We start from the raw sequence: 15,553 nt of genomic DNA on the forward strand, positions 1-15,553 counted from the left end.
TGAATATAATAACTTTAATGTATTGTAATATATATGGAGGGAACAGGTGCATGTCACGTCCAATCATGCCACGTCGGCGGCACGCGCAGTTCGCCGATAGCCGTGTCCCGACGTGGGTGTGACCAGCGTGTCGACTCGATGGCGGGGGGAAGGTCGCGGAGAACCGTCGTCGAGGAGGGTACCTGCCGGCCGACGGTGGCCGGTGTGCCGGGATCGGGACGCTTCACGGACGCCGTGCACCCCAGCAACCTATGTCAGACAAACACGTCACTCGCCGCCGTCTGCTCCGCAACACCGCTGCAGGCGTGACGGCGACGGGAATGGCAGGTACAGCAGTCGCACAGGGACGATCGAAACGGAAAATCGTCGGATTGAACGCCGACGCACCGTTCGGACTCGCGAGGAAGGCGGCCAGCGAAGTCACGCACGAACTGGACTTCGATCGGGTCGGGAAAGTCGTGTCCGGCACGTTCTCGGCCGAGGCGGTCGAGGGGCTGGAGAAACACCCGAACGTCCGCTACGTCGAGGACGAGGGCACGATGCAGGCGCTGGCGCAGACGCTCCCGTGGGGCGTCGATCGCGTCGACGCCGACGTTCTCCACTCGAACGGCGAGACCGGAAACGGCGCCGATATCGCCATCATCGACACGGGGATCGACGCCGACCACCCCGACCTCCAGGCGAACCTGGGGACCGGCGAGGACTTCACCGGTACGGGATCGTGGGACGACGACAACGGCCACGGGACCCACTGTGCGGGCATCGCCGACGCCGTCGACAACAGCGAGGGCGTCGTCGGCGTTTCGACGGAGGCGACGCTACACGCGGTGAAGGTGCTCGACAGCCAGGGCAGCGGGACCTACTCGGACATCGCGGCCGGCATCGAGTGGGTCGCCGACCAAGGGTACGACGTCGGGTCGATGTCTCTCGGTGGCTCCTCGGGGAGTTCGGCGCTCCAGGACGCCGTCCAGTACGCCCAGAGCAACGGCGTGTTGCTGATCGCCGCGGCCGGCAATTCCGGGCCGTGCTCGGACTGCGTCGGCTACCCTGCCGCGTACTCCGAGGTCATGGCGGTTTCCTCGACCAACAGCAGCGACGGCCTGTCGAGTTTCTCCTCGACGGGGCCGGAGGTCGAGATCGCCGCGCCCGGGTCGGACATCTACTCGACGTACAACGACGGTGGCTACAACACCCTCTCGGGCACCTCGATGGCGTGTCCCCACGTCTCCGGCGCCGCGGGCCAGTTGATGGCCAACGGCTACACCAACTCGGAAGCGCGCCAGACGATGAAAGACACGGCCGAGGACCTCGGACTCGCGAGCAACGAACAGGGCGCTGGCCTGCTCGACGCCGAGGCTGCGGTGACCGGAGGTGGCAGCGACCCCGTCCTCACCGTCTACACCGATTCGGCGACCGGCGTCGGCGAGACGGCCGCGACGTTGAACGGCACGCTGAACGAGCTCGGCGGTGCCAGCAGCGCGGACGTCTACTTCGAGTGGGGCGAGGCCGGAAGCGGCCTCCCGAACACGACGAGCACCCAGACGCTCACGTCGACGGGATCGTTCAGCGACGACATCTCCGGGCTGAACTCCGGGACGGACTACGAGTTCCGCGCGGTCGCCAACGGAAGCGACGGGAGCTCGGACACCGGAGCCACGGCGTCGTTCACGACTGACAGCGGCGACGGCGGCTGTTTCATCACCACGGCAACCGCTGGCGAAGGGCACACGCTGAACTCGCTGCGCCGGTTCCGAGACGAGTCCATGTCGGCGACGCCGGTGGGTCGCGGTCTGGTCGGGCTCTACTACCGGATCAGCCCACCCATCGCCGAGACGCTGGAACGGAACCCCAGGAGCCTGACGGCCCGGGCCACCCGATCGATCGTGGACCGGTGTGCCTCGCTGTCGGACAGACAGGACGAGACCGATTCGGCCGCCGAGAGCGCGCTCCTGGGCGTCGCACTCACGATGCTGTACGTCGTCGGCATCCTGGTGGGTGCCGGTGGCCACGCCGGAATCCGCACGCGAGAGTTGCTGGACTCGTCGTGAGCCCGCGGTAGCGACCGCATCGAACTACCGAAGCCGTGTCCACTACGGTTTCGGCTGCCTGGATCACGGCTGTCCGCGATACCGACTTTTTTGCTGGTTCGTCGCCTGAAGTCGAGCATGACATTCAGCATCTGCGTCCACGAATCGTACGAAACGCCCGACGGCGAGACACACCAGCGGTTCGGCGTCGCCGTCACGACCCGGCTGCCGGGCGTCGGGACGCTCTGTCCGTTCGTCAGCGAGAACTGCGCCGTCGCGACGCAGAGCCTGGTCAACGTCGACCTCGGCCGGCGGGGGATCGCGTACGTCGACGACGGACTCGCCGTCGAGGACGCCCTTGAGGCGCTGCTCAACGCCGACGAGGGTGCCCCGCAGCGCCAACTCCACGGCGTCGACGCCGACGGAACGTTCGCCTTCTCCGGCGAGGAGTGTGGCGACTGGTACGGCCACCACGAGGGCGATCACTTCACGGTCGCCGGGAACCTCCTGACCGGCGAATCCGTCGTCGACGCGACCGCGGCGGCCTACGAGGCGAACGCGGTCCACGAGACGACCGACGACACGAGCGGCAGTCCACGGGACGGCGACGGTCCCGATCCGCTCGCGAAGCGACTGATCGACGCGCTGGCGGCGGGCGACGTCGAGGGCGGCGACAAACGCGAGGAACTGACCGTCCAGAGCGCCGCGATCGTCGTCGAGACCACCGAGGAGTACGACGTGACGCCCCCGTACAACGACCTCCGGGTGGACGCGACGGAGACGCCGATCGCCGACCTGCGGGAGACGTACGACCTCGCGGTGCGAGGGTACGAGGACACTCTCGAACGGTACGAAGCGGCGTACGAAGCGGATTCGCTGGACGAAACCGACGAGTCGGCTACCCACGGCTAACGCCGGAGCGTCCGTCTCGAGTATCTGCGACCCGCCGCGATCGGGAGGGCGGCTACTCGGTGAGGAGTCCGTCTATCCGGTGAACTCGTACAGTTCGTCGCCGACGTGGTGTAGCGAGTCGACGACCTTCCCTTCGTCGCCGACCATGTCCGATCCATCGACGCGGGCGCGGCCGACGGCCAGTACCTTCCCGTGGGACTCCTCGGCGATCACGACCAGGTCGTCCGGCGAGATGTCGTCGGTGGCCTCGGTGATGCCGGGGCGCATCACGTCGGCCCCGTCGCTGACGAACGAAACAGCGCCGGCGTCGACGGTGACCAGTCGCCGATCGGGATCGTAAGCGTTCGCTCCGCGGACCGTCAGGAACGGTTCCTCGTCGAAGTAGGCGACCTGGGGCTCTCCGTCGATGAGGATCACCTCCCAGTCGGTGTCTTCGAACTCGACGCGCTCGTAGGCGTCACCCTCGGGAACGACGCCGAGTTGATCCTCCAGCATCTCTTCGAGACTGGAGACGGCGTCGCTACGGAGGTGGTGTCGAGACTTGACCTGCATACCGAGGACCACGTCTGTTCCCGGTATAAAACGCCCGTTTCCGAAACCGGTCGAGAGCGGCGAGAATCACGGCCCCCGAAACGTGTGGTAATCGCTAAGTAATAGCGTGGTGTCGGTCGAACCATGTGGCCCTCCCGGAACCGGGCTGAGACGGTCACGTGTCTCGCCTGTGGCAGCGAGGTCCCCCGTTCGAGAGCCCGCGAATACGACAAGTACGGCGATCGATGGGACCGGGAGAACAAGGAGTTCGAGCACCTCTGTAAGTCCTGCCACGGCGACCTCTGTCACCACCCTCGTGACGAACTCGAGGAGCTACTGGTCGAACTCGACGCGGGCGAGGACACCCAGGCGGCGTTTCTCGAAGGCTATCTGGCGACCGTCGAAGAGCGGTACGGAACGCTCGAGGAAGAGTCCTGAGTACGGGCTCGATCGGCGTTGTCGTTCATCCCGATCCCGACACGACTTTCACCCTCACGTCCGTACCCTACTGTATGAGCGACGACGCACAGGCCGAAGCCGGGACGGCCGAAGGGCAGGGGCCCGTCGAGATCTCCGAAGACCTCGCGCGCCACCTCGAGAACAAGCGCGAGGAACTGTTCGAGAAGTTCGAGATTCGCGACGGATTCCCCGCCGAGGTCATCGAAGAAGCCGAGGAACGGACGGAGGACGTCCAGTCCGAGATCGCCGACGAGATCGACGAGCGAGAGGATCTCCGCGACCTGACGACCTGGACGACCGACCCGATCGACGCACAGGACTTCGACGACGCGCTCTCGATCGAGGAACGCGAGGAGGAGTACGTCCTCTGGGTCCACATCGCCGACGTGACCCACTACGTCAACCCCGACACGGCGATGTGGGACGAGGCGGTCGAGCGCGGAAACACGGTCTACCTGCCGGGCTATACGATCCACATGCTCCCGCCGGTACTGGCCGAGACGGTCTGTTCGCTCGTGCCCAACGAGGATCGGCTGGCCCACACCGTCGAGATGCACCTCGACAAGGAGAATCTCGGCTACGAGTCGATCGACATCTACAAGTCGGTCATCGAGTCCGACGAACGGCTCACCTACTCGCAGGCCGAGAACCGCCTGGAGGATCCCGACGCACCGCTGCACGAGGAGAACGTGCTGGTCCACGAACTCGCCGATCGGATGCACGAACAGCGCAAGGAGGACGGCTCACTCGTGCTCAATCCGAGACGCGATCGTGCCCACACGATCATCGAGGAGTGCATGCTGAAGGCCAACAAGGCCGTCACGCACACGCTGATGTGGGATCGCGGCGTCGAGGCGATGTACCGGGTCCACCCCCAGCCCAGCCCCGACGAGTGGTCCGAAGCCCTCCGGGAGATCCAGGATCTCGACGGCGTCTCGATCCCCGGCGACACGTGGGACGACCCGCGGAAAGCGGTCAACGCGACGCTGGAGGACGCCCCGGCCCGCCAACTCGACAAGATCCAGTGGGCGGTGATGAAGGTGATGCCCCGGGCGCGCTACATGAACGACCCCTTCGGCGGCCACCACGCGCTGAACTTCGAAATCTACGGCCACTTCACGAGTCCCATCCGCCGGCTCTCGGACCTCATCAACCACTGGATCGTCTACAAGAACGACGTCCCCGAGAACCTCGTGGAACTCTGCGATCGGGCCAGCGACAAGGGGAAAGCCGCCGAGCAGTGCGAACGCGAGTACAAGAACTTCCTCCAGGAGGTCGGCCTCGACCCGATGGCGGTCAACAATCGCGGGATCGAAGTCGTCGACGAGAGCGAGGCCGAGAAGACGCTGTGAGCGACGTCGTGTGAGCGACGCGACCGAGAACCTCGTCTTTCACAGTTGCTTTTCGTAGACGTACTCCTCGAGGTCCACACCGAGGTCGCTCTCGTAGGTCCCGACGCGTTCGAACCCGCGCGACTCGTAGAACGAGACGCCGATCTCGTTGTCGGCGAGGACGGCCAACCGGAGTCGATCGAAGACCTCCTCGCACTCGGCTTCGAGGTGCTCTAACAGCGCCGTGCCGATACCCTCGCCCCACAGTTCGGGGCGGACGTAGATCCGGACGAGGTAGGCGACCCGTTCGTCTTCCGGCCACGGAACGATGTGGGCGAAGCCGCGGCATCGCTCGTCCGTCTCGGTCGGTTCGGATCCCGCGTCCGCGGCCGACTCGACGACGAGGAAGGCCGCGTCGTCGCGCCCACGGGTGTCGTCGATCGACGATTCGATCTCGCCGATCGCGTACCACTCGTCGACGATTTCGTCGACCCGGTCCCGGCCGAGCAGGTCGTCGTAGGCGGCGTGCCAGCTCTCGCGGGCCGTCTCGTGGACGGCCCAGACGTCCTCGGTCGTCGCCTGCCGGATGTCTCGCGTCACGTCCGGTCCTATCACTCCAGCCGACAAAAATAACCATGGCTGATTTCGCCGGGTTTGCGGCCAATTGACTGATCGACGACGATGGATACGATCACAGCTGACCTATTCTAGACGTGTCATGGCCCGTCGTCTCGCCAGCGGTACCGCCGGTATCGGTGCGCTTCCCGGGCCGGTGGTCCCTCGTCGTCGGACGGTGCCGTGGCAACCCCGGTAGTTCGGTTCGACGTACGGTCGTTCGTTTTGATCGGTTTGTCACGACGGTTGATTCGGTCTCGGCCGACCGGTTGCACGCGGACGGCCCACGCCACCTCTCACGTGAGGGTGACTCCACCACAGTTCCGTCCGCCACCCAGACGTTCCCCACTTTTGTGATTGCTGTGCCAGTCAGCGTCTCACGGTTAGTGAAGCGATACGATAGTCACGGGGCCGTGTCCGGGGAGTCGACGTCGCCGACGCACTCCCGTCCGCCCTCGAGTTTCGTACGCGCCTCGCGGACGAGGCCGTCGAGAATCGCGACGTGGACCATATACAGTCAACGAAAGCGATACAAAAAGACGTTCGTGCGGTCGTGCGTCGGCCACACCCGATCGAGTCAGCGGGACTCAGTTGGGCAGGATGGAACGCAATCGAATTGGGCTCGATCGAGAGCGGATCGAATCGGGGTCGAGCGGGGACTCCGAACCGTACGGCGTTACTCGTAAACGCGAGCGGCCACGGCGAGCAGCAGGGCGACCGCGGCGACGCCACCGCCGAATCCGGGCAGTCCGTCGGTGCCGCCGTCCTCGGCCGTCTCGGTGTCGCTGTCGTCCGCGTCGTTCCCGCCGGTGTCGTCGTCGGCAGCCTCGTCGCCACCAGCGTCGTCCTCGCCGTCACCGTCTCCGCTGATCGTCGCCGTCCGCTCCGAGAAGTGAGTGATCGCGACGTAGATCGTCGCCTCGCCCTGGGCCGTCGCCTCCTGGGCGACCATGTAACGGGGCGTGTCGCCGCCCTCGATCGCACTCTCGAGTTCGCTCTCGGATTCGGCTTCGACGGCCGCCTCCCCGTCGACGGCCACCGCGACGTCCTCGAGGCTTCCGACGGCCTCCTCGGAGACGGTGGTCAGCACGACGGTCCCCTCGTCGACGGTTCGATCGACGGTCACCTCGACCCCGTTCCGTGCCTCCCCCGAAACCTCGGCGCTGGTCCCCTCGCCGTATGTGACGGCGCTCTCGGCCGTCTCGCCGTCGCGTTCTTCGACGTACACTTCGGCGGCGGCCGAGCCCTCGGCGATCAGCGACTCCTCGTATTTCGCGTCCTCGTCGCGCTCGCCGTCCTCGTAGGATCGGTACGCCAGGGTCGCGTTCTCCTCGAGCGCGGCGGAGACGTCACCCTCCTCGGTGACGGTCACCTCGCCGTCGCCGACGACGAGGAAGACGCCTTCGTGGTCTTCGGTCTCCACGCGAACGCGATCGCCCTCGTCGCTCGCGTCGGCGTTCGCACCGAGTTCCGCCTGCACGTACTGGCTCTCGCCGCCGCTCTCGACGACGAGCGTCCCGCGTTCGTTGTCGTGTGCCGACAGCGTCGCACCGCTTTCGGCCTGGACCTCGGCGCCGGCCGACGTCCGCGTTTCGAGCGCGAGGCCCGCACCCACGAGGTCCGTCATCGTCTCGAGCGCGACGTCCGCTCCGACGCCGGCGGTCGCGTCGACCTCGCTCTGGGACTGGACGGCGATCGAGGAGAACGCCTCGTCGCCGCCCACCTCGTAGTTGGTGATGGCGTCGTCCTCCACGTCGAAGGCGACGTGTGCCCCCGCGTACGCCTCGGTGGTCGTCCCCGTCGTACTCGATTCGGCGTCGATCGTCGACGTCGTCCCACCGGCCGCGGCAGCCATCCCGACCATGCTCGTGGTCAGCAGGACCGCCAGGCCGATCGCTAGTGTTCGTTTCATGCTATCGGTGACTGTCTCCGTGGACGAAAAGTGGGTTGTGGCAAACCCGTCAAAACGTCCGGCGCGCGTGCCACGATTCGGTCACGGACCCAGACGACGATCCCGGGCAATCGCGAACGTGCAACGACCGCTACCGGGTCCGTAGGCGAGTGGACCGTCCGAAACGGGCGCTCGCCGCCGTTGTCGCACACAGAACAGTCCGGGAGAACGCGGCCCTGCGGCCCGCTCGATCGGTGTCCGTCGCTGGTGGGGACCGACGCGGACGGTGACCGACGCGGAGGGACCGATCGATACGCGATTACCGGGAGATGTCCGTCCCGCTCTCCTCGACGACGGATTCGACCTCCTCCTGTGTGACGAGGGCGACGTCGCCGGGGATGGTTCGCTTGAGCGCGGCCGTCGCGGCGGCGTACTCGAGGGCGGTCGGAACGTCGTCGCCGTCGAGTCGGCGAGCGATGAACGCCCCGGTGAACGCGTCGCCGGTCCCGATCGCGTCGACGGTATCGGTCTCGTAGGCCTCCTGGCCGTGGACGACGCTGTCGTGCCAGCCGACCGCCCCTTCCGATCCTCGCGTCACGACGACGGTCGTGAAGTCGTACTGTGAACCGAGTTTGTGCGCGAGCTGACGCGGATCGCCCTCGAATCCGAGCACGGTCCGGGCGTCGCGGGCGGCGATCACGAGCACGTCGATACCCGGGAAGAACCGCGTCAGCGTCTCCCTGGCCTCGTCGGGCGACCAGAGCTTTCGGCGGTAGTTGAAGTCGAAGGCGGTCGTGGTGTCGCCCCGTCTGGCCGCCTTGAGCATGTTCGCCGTCGTCTCTCGAAGCGTCGACGAGAGTGCCGGCGTGATCCCGCTCGTGAAGAACACGCGCGCGTCCTGGATCACGTCGATGTCGAACTCCCGCGCCTCGGCGGTCGTGACGGCGGCGTTCTCCCGATCGTAGATGACGTTCGTGCCGCGCGGTTTGCCCGCGTGTTCCAGGTAGTAGGTACCCTGCCGTCCCCGGTGGCTCCAGACGACGTCCGTCTCGATTCCGTACCCGTTGAGTTCACCCACGACCCGGCGCCCGAGCGGCGTCTCCGGCACCTTCGAGAGCCACGTCGACGGCGTTCCGAGTCGCTGGGCGGCGACCGCGACGTTGCTCTCTGCCCCTGCGGCGCGAACCTCGAACTCGGCTGCGTCCTCGAGTCGTTCGCTGTCCGGCGGCGAGAGCCGGAGCATCGTCTCGCCGAACGTGACGAGGTCGCTCACGGCTCGGGCCTCCACCCCGATCGATCGGTGGTACGTGACTCGGTCATACCGGGTAAACGAACGGGTGCGGTATAAGTTGTTACGTTGTCGACTCGTTGGCAGAACTCGATCGCCGTCGGGAACTACCATCCGCTCGATCTCGACCTGCTGTCCGTGGACGGGATCGGCTCCTGCTATCCGTCTATCGGCGAGTCGACCGAGACGATCGTCGTCTCGCCGTCGTCCTCCAGGGTCGGCCCGACTCCGAACGACCGGAGCAGTTCGCAACTCGCCGCGACGTGGTCGGTCACCGCCGGAACGCGCACGCGGCCGCCGGCCAGGGCGAGCATCACCAGCAACTGGTCGGCCATGTGTCGATCGACCGGTGCGCTCCCGTCGAGCCACCGGTTCGCCGCGTCGGCGGCGTCCTCGCCGATCCGCTCGGCGGGTGTGCCGCGTTCGCCGAGCGCGGAGAATCCGGCCAGTCCGGTCCCGTGATCGACTCGGATCACGATCGCCGAACCCGGACAGTGGCTCTCCGCCGTCGTCTCGCATCGCTCGCCGACCGCGTCGCGATCGCCGTCCGAACCCGATCGATCGGCCTCGTCGTCGAGGTGTAGCCGTTCGTGCGCGCCTGCGACCTGCCGGTGAGCCACGTCCCGATCCGCGAGCGACGCGGCTTCGGTCGAGTAGAGACGCACGTCTTCGATCGGGCCCCGCTCGGTGAGGTCGATCGGGTCGAGCGTCGAGGGTGCCAGTCGGAGCGTCGCGCGGCCGCCGCCCGCGGGATAGAAGCCACGCCGATCGACCTCGCAGGCGGCGACGAGCCCGTACCGTCTCACCAGCGGGAGCTTGACGTGTCGAACGTAGTCGATCGGGGGCGACCACTTCACGTCCGTCCCGCCGGTAGCGGTGACCGACAGCGGCGCATCGAGGACCGTCGCCAGCGGCAGGAGGGCCTCGAACAGCAGCGTCACGCTGCCGGCCGTCCCGATGTCGACGGCGTAGCTGCCGCCGGGGACGCGCCCGTCGCCCTCCAGCGCCGGATCGAACTCGACGACCGCCGCGCCGAGTTCCGCACCCGAGACGTCGGCGTCGCAGATCGCGACCATCGTCTCGAGAACCGCAAGGTGCTGGTGACGGAGGCCGGACGTCGATCGATCGCCCCGAACGTTCTCGATTCGGATCGGTTCGTTCCGGAGAACCGACAGTGCGAGCGCCGTTCGGACGAACTGGCCGCCGGCGCCCGAGCCGTCGAGTTCGCGCATGCGGGTCGGTACGGGTTCGATCGACCTCCCGTTGTCGATGGTCGTCGGAATCGGGATCGGGATTGGAGTCGAGCTACGGAACGGACACGGCTCGACGACGGCGACGCGTCTACGAGGACGGTGGGGAACCCGGCTCGGCTTTCCGCTTGTGTAATGTTTTCAATGCTCCGGGAGCGATCCGGCACGAATGCGACTCTGGCGCGATCCGCTCCGACGTCGGTGGCTGCTGTGGCTGATCCTGGGCGTCGTCTTCCTGCTCGTCAACGTCAATCGGCTCTCCTCCGCCGTGCTCGCCGAGGACCTCATGGTCGCGTTCGGAACCACGGGCGCAGAGCTGGGCACGCTTCACGCGACGTTCTTCTGGGTGTACGCGGTCATGCAGATCCCCACGGGCGTTCTGGCCGATCGAGTCGGCCCTCGTCGGACGGCGACGGCGGGGGGACTCGTCATGAGCGTCGGGACGATCTGGTTCGCGCTCGCGGAGAGCTACCTCGCTGCGATGGCCGCCCGGAGTCTCGTCGGCCTCGGCGGGAGCGTGATCTTCGTCTGTCTCCTCCGGTTCTGTGCGAGCTGGTACCGGGCCGACGAGTTCGCGACGATGAGCGGGCTGACGTTCGCCGTCTCCGGGGTCGGCGGCGTCCTCGCGACGACTCCGCTGGCTCTCGCCGTCGGCGCCGTCGGCTGGCGATCGGCGATCGGCTGGCTCGGTGTTTTCGGACTCGCCTTCTCCGTGGCGGTCTACGTCCTCGTCCGCGACACGCCGGAAGACGCGGGATTCGATCCGATCGAAGGCGTCCCGGGACAGCCCTCGCTGACCACTGCGGAACTTCGAGCGCACCTCGGATCCGCCCTCCGGGACCCCCATATCTGGGTCGTCAGCGTCCTCCTGTTCTGCACGACCGGCGTGAACCTCACCCTGTTCGGGCTCTGGGGCGTCCCGTACGTCGTCCAGACCTACGACGTCTCGATCGCGTACGCCTCGGTGTTCACCCTGCTGGGCGGGATCGGAACCATCGTCGGCCCGCCGACGATCGGCTGGGTTTCCGATCGGCTCGGACGGCGTGTCGACCTGATGGTCGCGGGCGGCGTCACGTTCGTCGCCGCGCTCGGCGTGATCGCCGCGACCGGAAACCCGCCACTGTGGGTCGTCGCCGCGTCGTTCTTCCTGACCGGGGTGCTGCTGGGGGCGTTCGTCCTCAGCTACACGATCGTCAAGGAGCGCCATCCGAGCAGCGCGAGCGGGATCTCGACCGGAACGATCAACGGTGCGGCCTTTTTCGGCGCCGCGATGCTCCCCACAGTGATGGGGTGGGCGCTCGACGCCTACTGGACGGGCGAACTCGTCGGCGGCGTTCGCGTCTACACCGAGACGGGCTACCGGATCGCGTTCGGGATCGCGACCGTCGCCGGCGCGATCGCGCTCGCCTGTACGCTCTGGCTGTATCGGCACGAACGCGCCGACTGAGCGATCGACCCGGCTGTATCGGCCGAACGCGCCGGGTGGGCGATCGTCGCGAGCGCAGGATCCGACGCTCGGCCCTGCACGTTCCATTCACGGCCGATCACACCACCGCGAGCGACGGGCTTCGACTGCAGGCTCGGTGATTATCCTCCGCTGGGCAGTAGGACGACCCATGAGTGAACTGACCGATCGACTGCTGATCCTCGTCGTCGCGGCCACCGCCCTGCTCGTTCTGATCACGGGCTGGGCGGGCGGGCTCGTCGAGGCGGTGCTGGGCGGGGTGGCCGATACGATCGTCCTCGGCGCCCTCGGCCTTCTCCTGTTACTCGTCCTGCTCGGAATCTGGCAGGAGTTCAGCACGATCGAGTGAGTCGATGGGCGATCGGGACCGCTGTTGCATCGGCGGCGATCGCACCCGTCGTCGCGCCGAAATGGCGGTCGTGACGGCGGTAGTGCGCGGCCTCCGATGAATACGGGGGACGTCGTACTCGACGCGTACCAGATAATTAATTAGTGTCATGTTTGAAGCGATCGCATGGGCAGAAAATTCGTCTCCGGGAGGACGGTTCAGACGGACGCGGTGCGCGGGCGACTCTATCCGGGTCTCGGCGCTGATCCGACGCCGGGCGTGCTCGTCCTCCACGGAGGCGGCGGTGCCCGCGGGTACGAACAGACGTACGCGGCGCTGCTCGCCGAACACGGCTACACGGCGTTTTGCGTCGAGTACTTCGAGGCGCCCGGCGTCCGTGACAGACCGCTCGAAGTACCCCTGGAGGAGATCGGAAACGCCGCCGACTGGCTCCTCGAGCGTCCCGACGTTGCGGGCGATCGGGTCGGCGTCGACGGATTCTCCAGGGGAGGCGAAGCGTCGCTTCTGGTCGGATCACACTTCGACGCGATCGGCGCCGTCGCCGCGTACGTTCCGAGTTGCTACGTCTGGCCCGCTCCGTCCTGGATGGACGGCATCGGCGAAGGCGAGCCAACCTGGACGCTCGACGGAGAGCCGTTGCCGCATCTTCCCATCGACAAGTACGTCTACGAGGATGACGGCATCGACGAACCGCTCGGCGTCCCGGAACCGAATCCCGGATCGCTGGCGATCGAACGTTCGACCGCCGCCGAGAAGGAACGGGCCGAGATCCCCGTCGAGTCGATCGACGGCCCGGTGTTGGTCGTCTCCGGCGGAAACGACACCGTGTGGCCGTCGACGCTACTGGCGGAACGCGTCACTGATCGGCTCGCTGCGCACGACCATCCCTGGCCGTTCGAGCATCTCTCGTTTCCCGACGCGGGTCACGCAATTCGGGTTCCGTACCGGCTCCGGGGCGACACCGATCCGGCGGAGACGCACCGGTTCGGAGGCACACACGAGGCGAACGGATACGCCTCAGCCCGCGCCTGGCAGGCGACGCTCGAGTATCTCGATCGAAATCACCAGTAGTAGTGTTTTATACGGCATCCAGGGACGTCAGCCGCCGTGACCGGGATAATCCCGCTCGAACCGATCCTCGATCTCCGTCTCGTCGATCTCGACGATTACGGGCCGACCGTGCGGACAGGCGTACGGATTTTCGCAGTCGTCGAGCGCATCCAGCAAGTCGAGAACCGATCCCTCGGTCAGCGACGTGTTCCCCGTCAGCGACGGGTAACACGCGAGATCGCCGAGGAACTCGTCGGCCAGCGCGTCGACCGTCTCGGCGCCGGATTCGCGATCGCCCTCGACGAACGACGCGAGGACGTCCCGGAACTGTTCCGGGTCGAGCGTCTCCGCGAACACCGCGGGGACCGTCGTCACCGCGACCGTCCGATCGTCGACCCGGTCGGCGTAGAACCCAAGTCGCTCGAGCGCTGCGGTGTAGCTCTCGAACGCCTCGGCTTCGATGGCGGTCAGTTCGAGTTCGACGGGGGAGGCAAGCGCTTGCACGGCCGGATCGTCCGCGAAGGCATCACGGAGCCGTTCGTAGTTGACTCGCTCGTCGGCGGCGTGCTGGTCGATCAGTGCGAGGCCGTCCGGCAGTTCGCAGACCAGATAGGTGTCGTGTACCTGGCCGAGCACGCGCAGCGGCGGCAGCGAGTCGAACTCGGTCTCGTCGCCCGTCGCCGCCTCGCCTGTGAGCGTCCGCTGCTCGGTCGGCCCGTCGAACTTCCGTTCGGGCGCTCGATCGGCGGCGTGTGCGGGATCGGTGGCCGCTGCCGATCGACTCCTCGACGCGTCGTCGGTACCGGAGTTCGTCGCGCCAGCGTCGGTGGAACGCGTCGGCGGTGTCCGGCGCTTCGGTTCCTCGCCGGCTCCCGAGCGGCCGTCGGCACCCGAACCGCCATCGGTTCCCGATTCGCTGTCGGTGATCGACTCGTCTGCCGCGCTCGAGTCCGCGCCCGATCGGGCGATCCCCGCGTCCGACGCCGGATCCGGGGTGGACGGATCGTCGCCGTCGGACCCCGTCCGGGGGTCAGAGTGCGGCGGCTGGTCGTCCGGGGTGGACGCAGCGGTCATGGTGTCGATCGACTCGTCGCCGACACCGTCGCCGGGCGCCGAGTCTCGTACGTCGGAGTCGTCTCCGGCAGTCTCCGCCCCGTCACCTGCCCCCGATCGGGCCGTCGACTCCTCGACACTCCCGGGTTCGAGACGGGCCTCGCCGGGAGCCGATCGGCCGCGCGGCGCACCCGATCGCAGGAGGCCGTGCTCGAGCAGTGCGCGTTCGACCGCGGCGTCGACCTGCCGGCGCACGGCGTCGTCGTCGTCGAACCGGACTTCGCGCTTGCGCGGGTGGACGTTCACGTCGACGGCGTCGCCGGGGACGTCGAGAAACAGGACGACGAACGGGTACCGATCGCTCCCGAGTTGCGTGCCGTAGGCGCCCATGATCCCCTCGCGGATCGCGTCCGACGTCACCGCGCGTCCGTTGACGTAGGTCGCGAGGTACTCCCGACTCGATCGGTTCGTCTCGGGATGCGAGACGAGCCCCGAGACCGATCCGATCGGCCCCGGCGGCAGGTCGTCACCGTCGGCCTCGACGGCGATCATCGAGGACGCGACGTCGCGACCGTAGACGGACAGGACCGCGGCCTGTAGGTCTCCCTGCCCGGTCGTGGCGAACACCTCGCGACCGTCGTGTGACAGCGAGACCGCGACGTCGGGATTTGCCAGCGCGTAGCGCGTGACGATCCGGTTGACGTGGGCGAACTCCGTCGCCGTCGTCTTGAGGAATTTCCTGCGAGCGGGGGTGTTGTAGAAGAGGTCCTTGACCTCGACGATCGTTCCCGCCGGACAGCCCGTCGGCTCGACCGACACGACGTCGCCGCCCTCGGAGACGAGTTCCGTTCCTGCCCCGTCCCCGTTCCGGGGCCGCGATCGGATCGTCAGCCGCGAGACCGAGCCGATCGTGTGCAACGCCTCGCCGCGAAAGCCCAGCGTTCCGACGCCGGACTCGAGGTCGTCGAGGCCGTCGATCTTGCTGGTCGTGTGCTGGCGGACGGCCGCGCGGACGTCCGCTCCGGTCATTCCGCGGCCGTCGTCCGCGACCCGGATCAGCTCCGTCCCGCCCTCCTCGACGGTCACGTCGACGCTTTCGGCACCGGCGTCGAGGCTGTTCTCGACGAGTTCCTTCACCGCGCTGGCAGGCCGCTCGACGACTTCGCCGGCGGCGATCCGGGCGACGGTGTCCTCGTCTAACTGGTGAATCTCGGTTTCCTCCGGGGTCGGTGGTGTGGCGCTGTCGTCGCTCATACTGTGATTCGAGTCGCGTCGAACGCGGGTGACTGCGATCCCGATCGACTCATCCCTAGTTCGTACAGAAAGGGGCTG

General features: G+C 67.2%; 13 protein-coding genes. 7 read left to right on the top strand and 6 right to left on the bottom strand.

Features of this window, described 5'->3' with window-relative positions; translation table 11 throughout:
- Positions 1-251 precede the first annotated feature (251 nt).
- Positions 252-2,048 (top strand): S8 family peptidase, encoded by a 1,797-nt coding sequence (locus MUG98_RS16960; RefSeq protein ID WP_265108612.1) that lies wholly within the window; start codon positions 252-254, stop codon positions 2,046-2,048.
- A 117-nt stretch (positions 2,049-2,165) separates the two neighbouring features.
- Positions 2,166-2,939, top strand: coding sequence for a DUF1028 domain-containing protein (locus tag MUG98_RS16965; RefSeq protein ID WP_265108613.1), 774 nt, complete (start codon positions 2,166-2,168; stop codon positions 2,937-2,939).
- Between the two features lie 72 nt (positions 2,940-3,011).
- Here the strand turns inward: MUG98_RS16965 and MUG98_RS16970 are convergent, their stop codons facing one another.
- Positions 3,012-3,491: an RNA-binding protein gene (locus tag MUG98_RS16970; RefSeq protein ID WP_265108614.1), complete on the bottom strand. Its 480-nt coding sequence runs from the start codon at positions 3,489-3,491 to the stop codon at positions 3,012-3,014.
- Between the two features lie 123 nt (positions 3,492-3,614).
- Here MUG98_RS16970 and MUG98_RS16975 point away from each other — a divergent pair, with 123 nt between their 5' ends.
- Both MUG98_RS16975 and MUG98_RS16980 read left to right on the top strand, forming a co-directional pair.
- Positions 3,615-3,908: a DUF7562 family protein gene (locus tag MUG98_RS16975; RefSeq protein ID WP_265108615.1), complete on the top strand. Its 294-nt coding sequence runs from the start codon at positions 3,615-3,617 to the stop codon at positions 3,906-3,908.
- A gap of 74 nt (positions 3,909-3,982) precedes the next feature.
- Complete coding sequence (locus tag MUG98_RS16980; RefSeq protein ID WP_265108616.1) at positions 3,983-5,281, top strand: RNB domain-containing ribonuclease; 1,299 nt, start codon at positions 3,983-3,985, stop codon at positions 5,279-5,281.
- 39 nt (positions 5,282-5,320) lie between these two features.
- Here the strand turns inward: MUG98_RS16980 and MUG98_RS16985 are convergent, their stop codons facing one another.
- The 4 genes from MUG98_RS16985 to rtcA all read right to left on the bottom strand — a co-directional run bounded on the left by MUG98_RS16985 (position 5,321) and on the right by rtcA (position 10,286).
- Positions 5,321-5,860 (bottom strand): GNAT family N-acetyltransferase, encoded by a 540-nt coding sequence (locus tag MUG98_RS16985; RefSeq protein WP_265108617.1) that lies wholly within the window; start codon positions 5,858-5,860, stop codon positions 5,321-5,323.
- A 691-nt stretch (positions 5,861-6,551) separates the two neighbouring features.
- Positions 6,552-7,787, bottom strand: coding sequence for a hypothetical protein (locus tag MUG98_RS16990; protein ID WP_265108618.1), 1,236 nt, complete (start codon positions 7,785-7,787; stop codon positions 6,552-6,554).
- A 298-nt stretch (positions 7,788-8,085) separates the two neighbouring features.
- On the bottom strand, positions 8,086-9,039 hold the full coding sequence (gene kdgK1 / locus MUG98_RS16995) for a bifunctional 2-dehydro-3-deoxygluconokinase/2-dehydro-3-deoxygalactonokinase (RefSeq protein ID WP_265108619.1): 954 nt from the start codon (positions 9,037-9,039) through the stop codon (positions 8,086-8,088).
- 173 nt (positions 9,040-9,212) lie between these two features.
- Positions 9,213-10,286 (bottom strand): RNA 3'-terminal phosphate cyclase, encoded by a 1,074-nt coding sequence (gene rtcA / locus MUG98_RS17000; RefSeq protein WP_265108620.1) that lies wholly within the window; start codon positions 10,284-10,286, stop codon positions 9,213-9,215.
- A 187-nt stretch (positions 10,287-10,473) separates the two neighbouring features.
- Here rtcA and MUG98_RS17005 point away from each other — a divergent pair, with 187 nt between their 5' ends.
- The 3 genes from MUG98_RS17005 to MUG98_RS17015 all read left to right on the top strand — a co-directional run bounded on the left by MUG98_RS17005 (position 10,474) and on the right by MUG98_RS17015 (position 13,189).
- On the top strand, positions 10,474-11,751 hold the full coding sequence (locus tag MUG98_RS17005; protein ID WP_265108621.1) for an MFS transporter: 1,278 nt from the start codon (positions 10,474-10,476) through the stop codon (positions 11,749-11,751).
- A 169-nt stretch (positions 11,752-11,920) separates the two neighbouring features.
- Positions 11,921-12,118 carry a hypothetical protein gene (locus MUG98_RS17010; RefSeq protein WP_265108622.1) on the top strand — a complete coding sequence of 66 codons (198 nt, stop codon included), beginning with the start codon at positions 11,921-11,923 and terminating at the stop codon, positions 12,116-12,118.
- A 165-nt stretch (positions 12,119-12,283) separates the two neighbouring features.
- The gene (locus MUG98_RS17015) at positions 12,284-13,189 is read left to right on the top strand and encodes an acyl-CoA thioester hydrolase/BAAT C-terminal domain-containing protein (protein ID WP_265108623.1); all 906 of its coding nucleotides are present in this window, start codon (positions 12,284-12,286) and stop codon (positions 13,187-13,189) included.
- 27 nt (positions 13,190-13,216) lie between these two features.
- On the opposite strand, the gene mutL is transcribed toward MUG98_RS17015, so the two are convergent.
- Positions 13,217-15,475 carry a DNA mismatch repair endonuclease MutL gene (gene mutL, locus MUG98_RS17020; RefSeq protein WP_265108624.1) on the bottom strand — a complete coding sequence of 753 codons (2,259 nt, stop codon included), beginning with the start codon at positions 15,473-15,475 and terminating at the stop codon, positions 13,217-13,219.
- Positions 15,476-15,553: the final 78 nt, after the last annotated feature.

The sequence above is a fragment of the Halosolutus halophilus genome, from assembly GCF_022869805.1.
GTDB classification, from domain to species: Archaea; Halobacteriota; Halobacteria; order Halobacteriales; family Natrialbaceae; genus Halosolutus; species Halosolutus halophilus.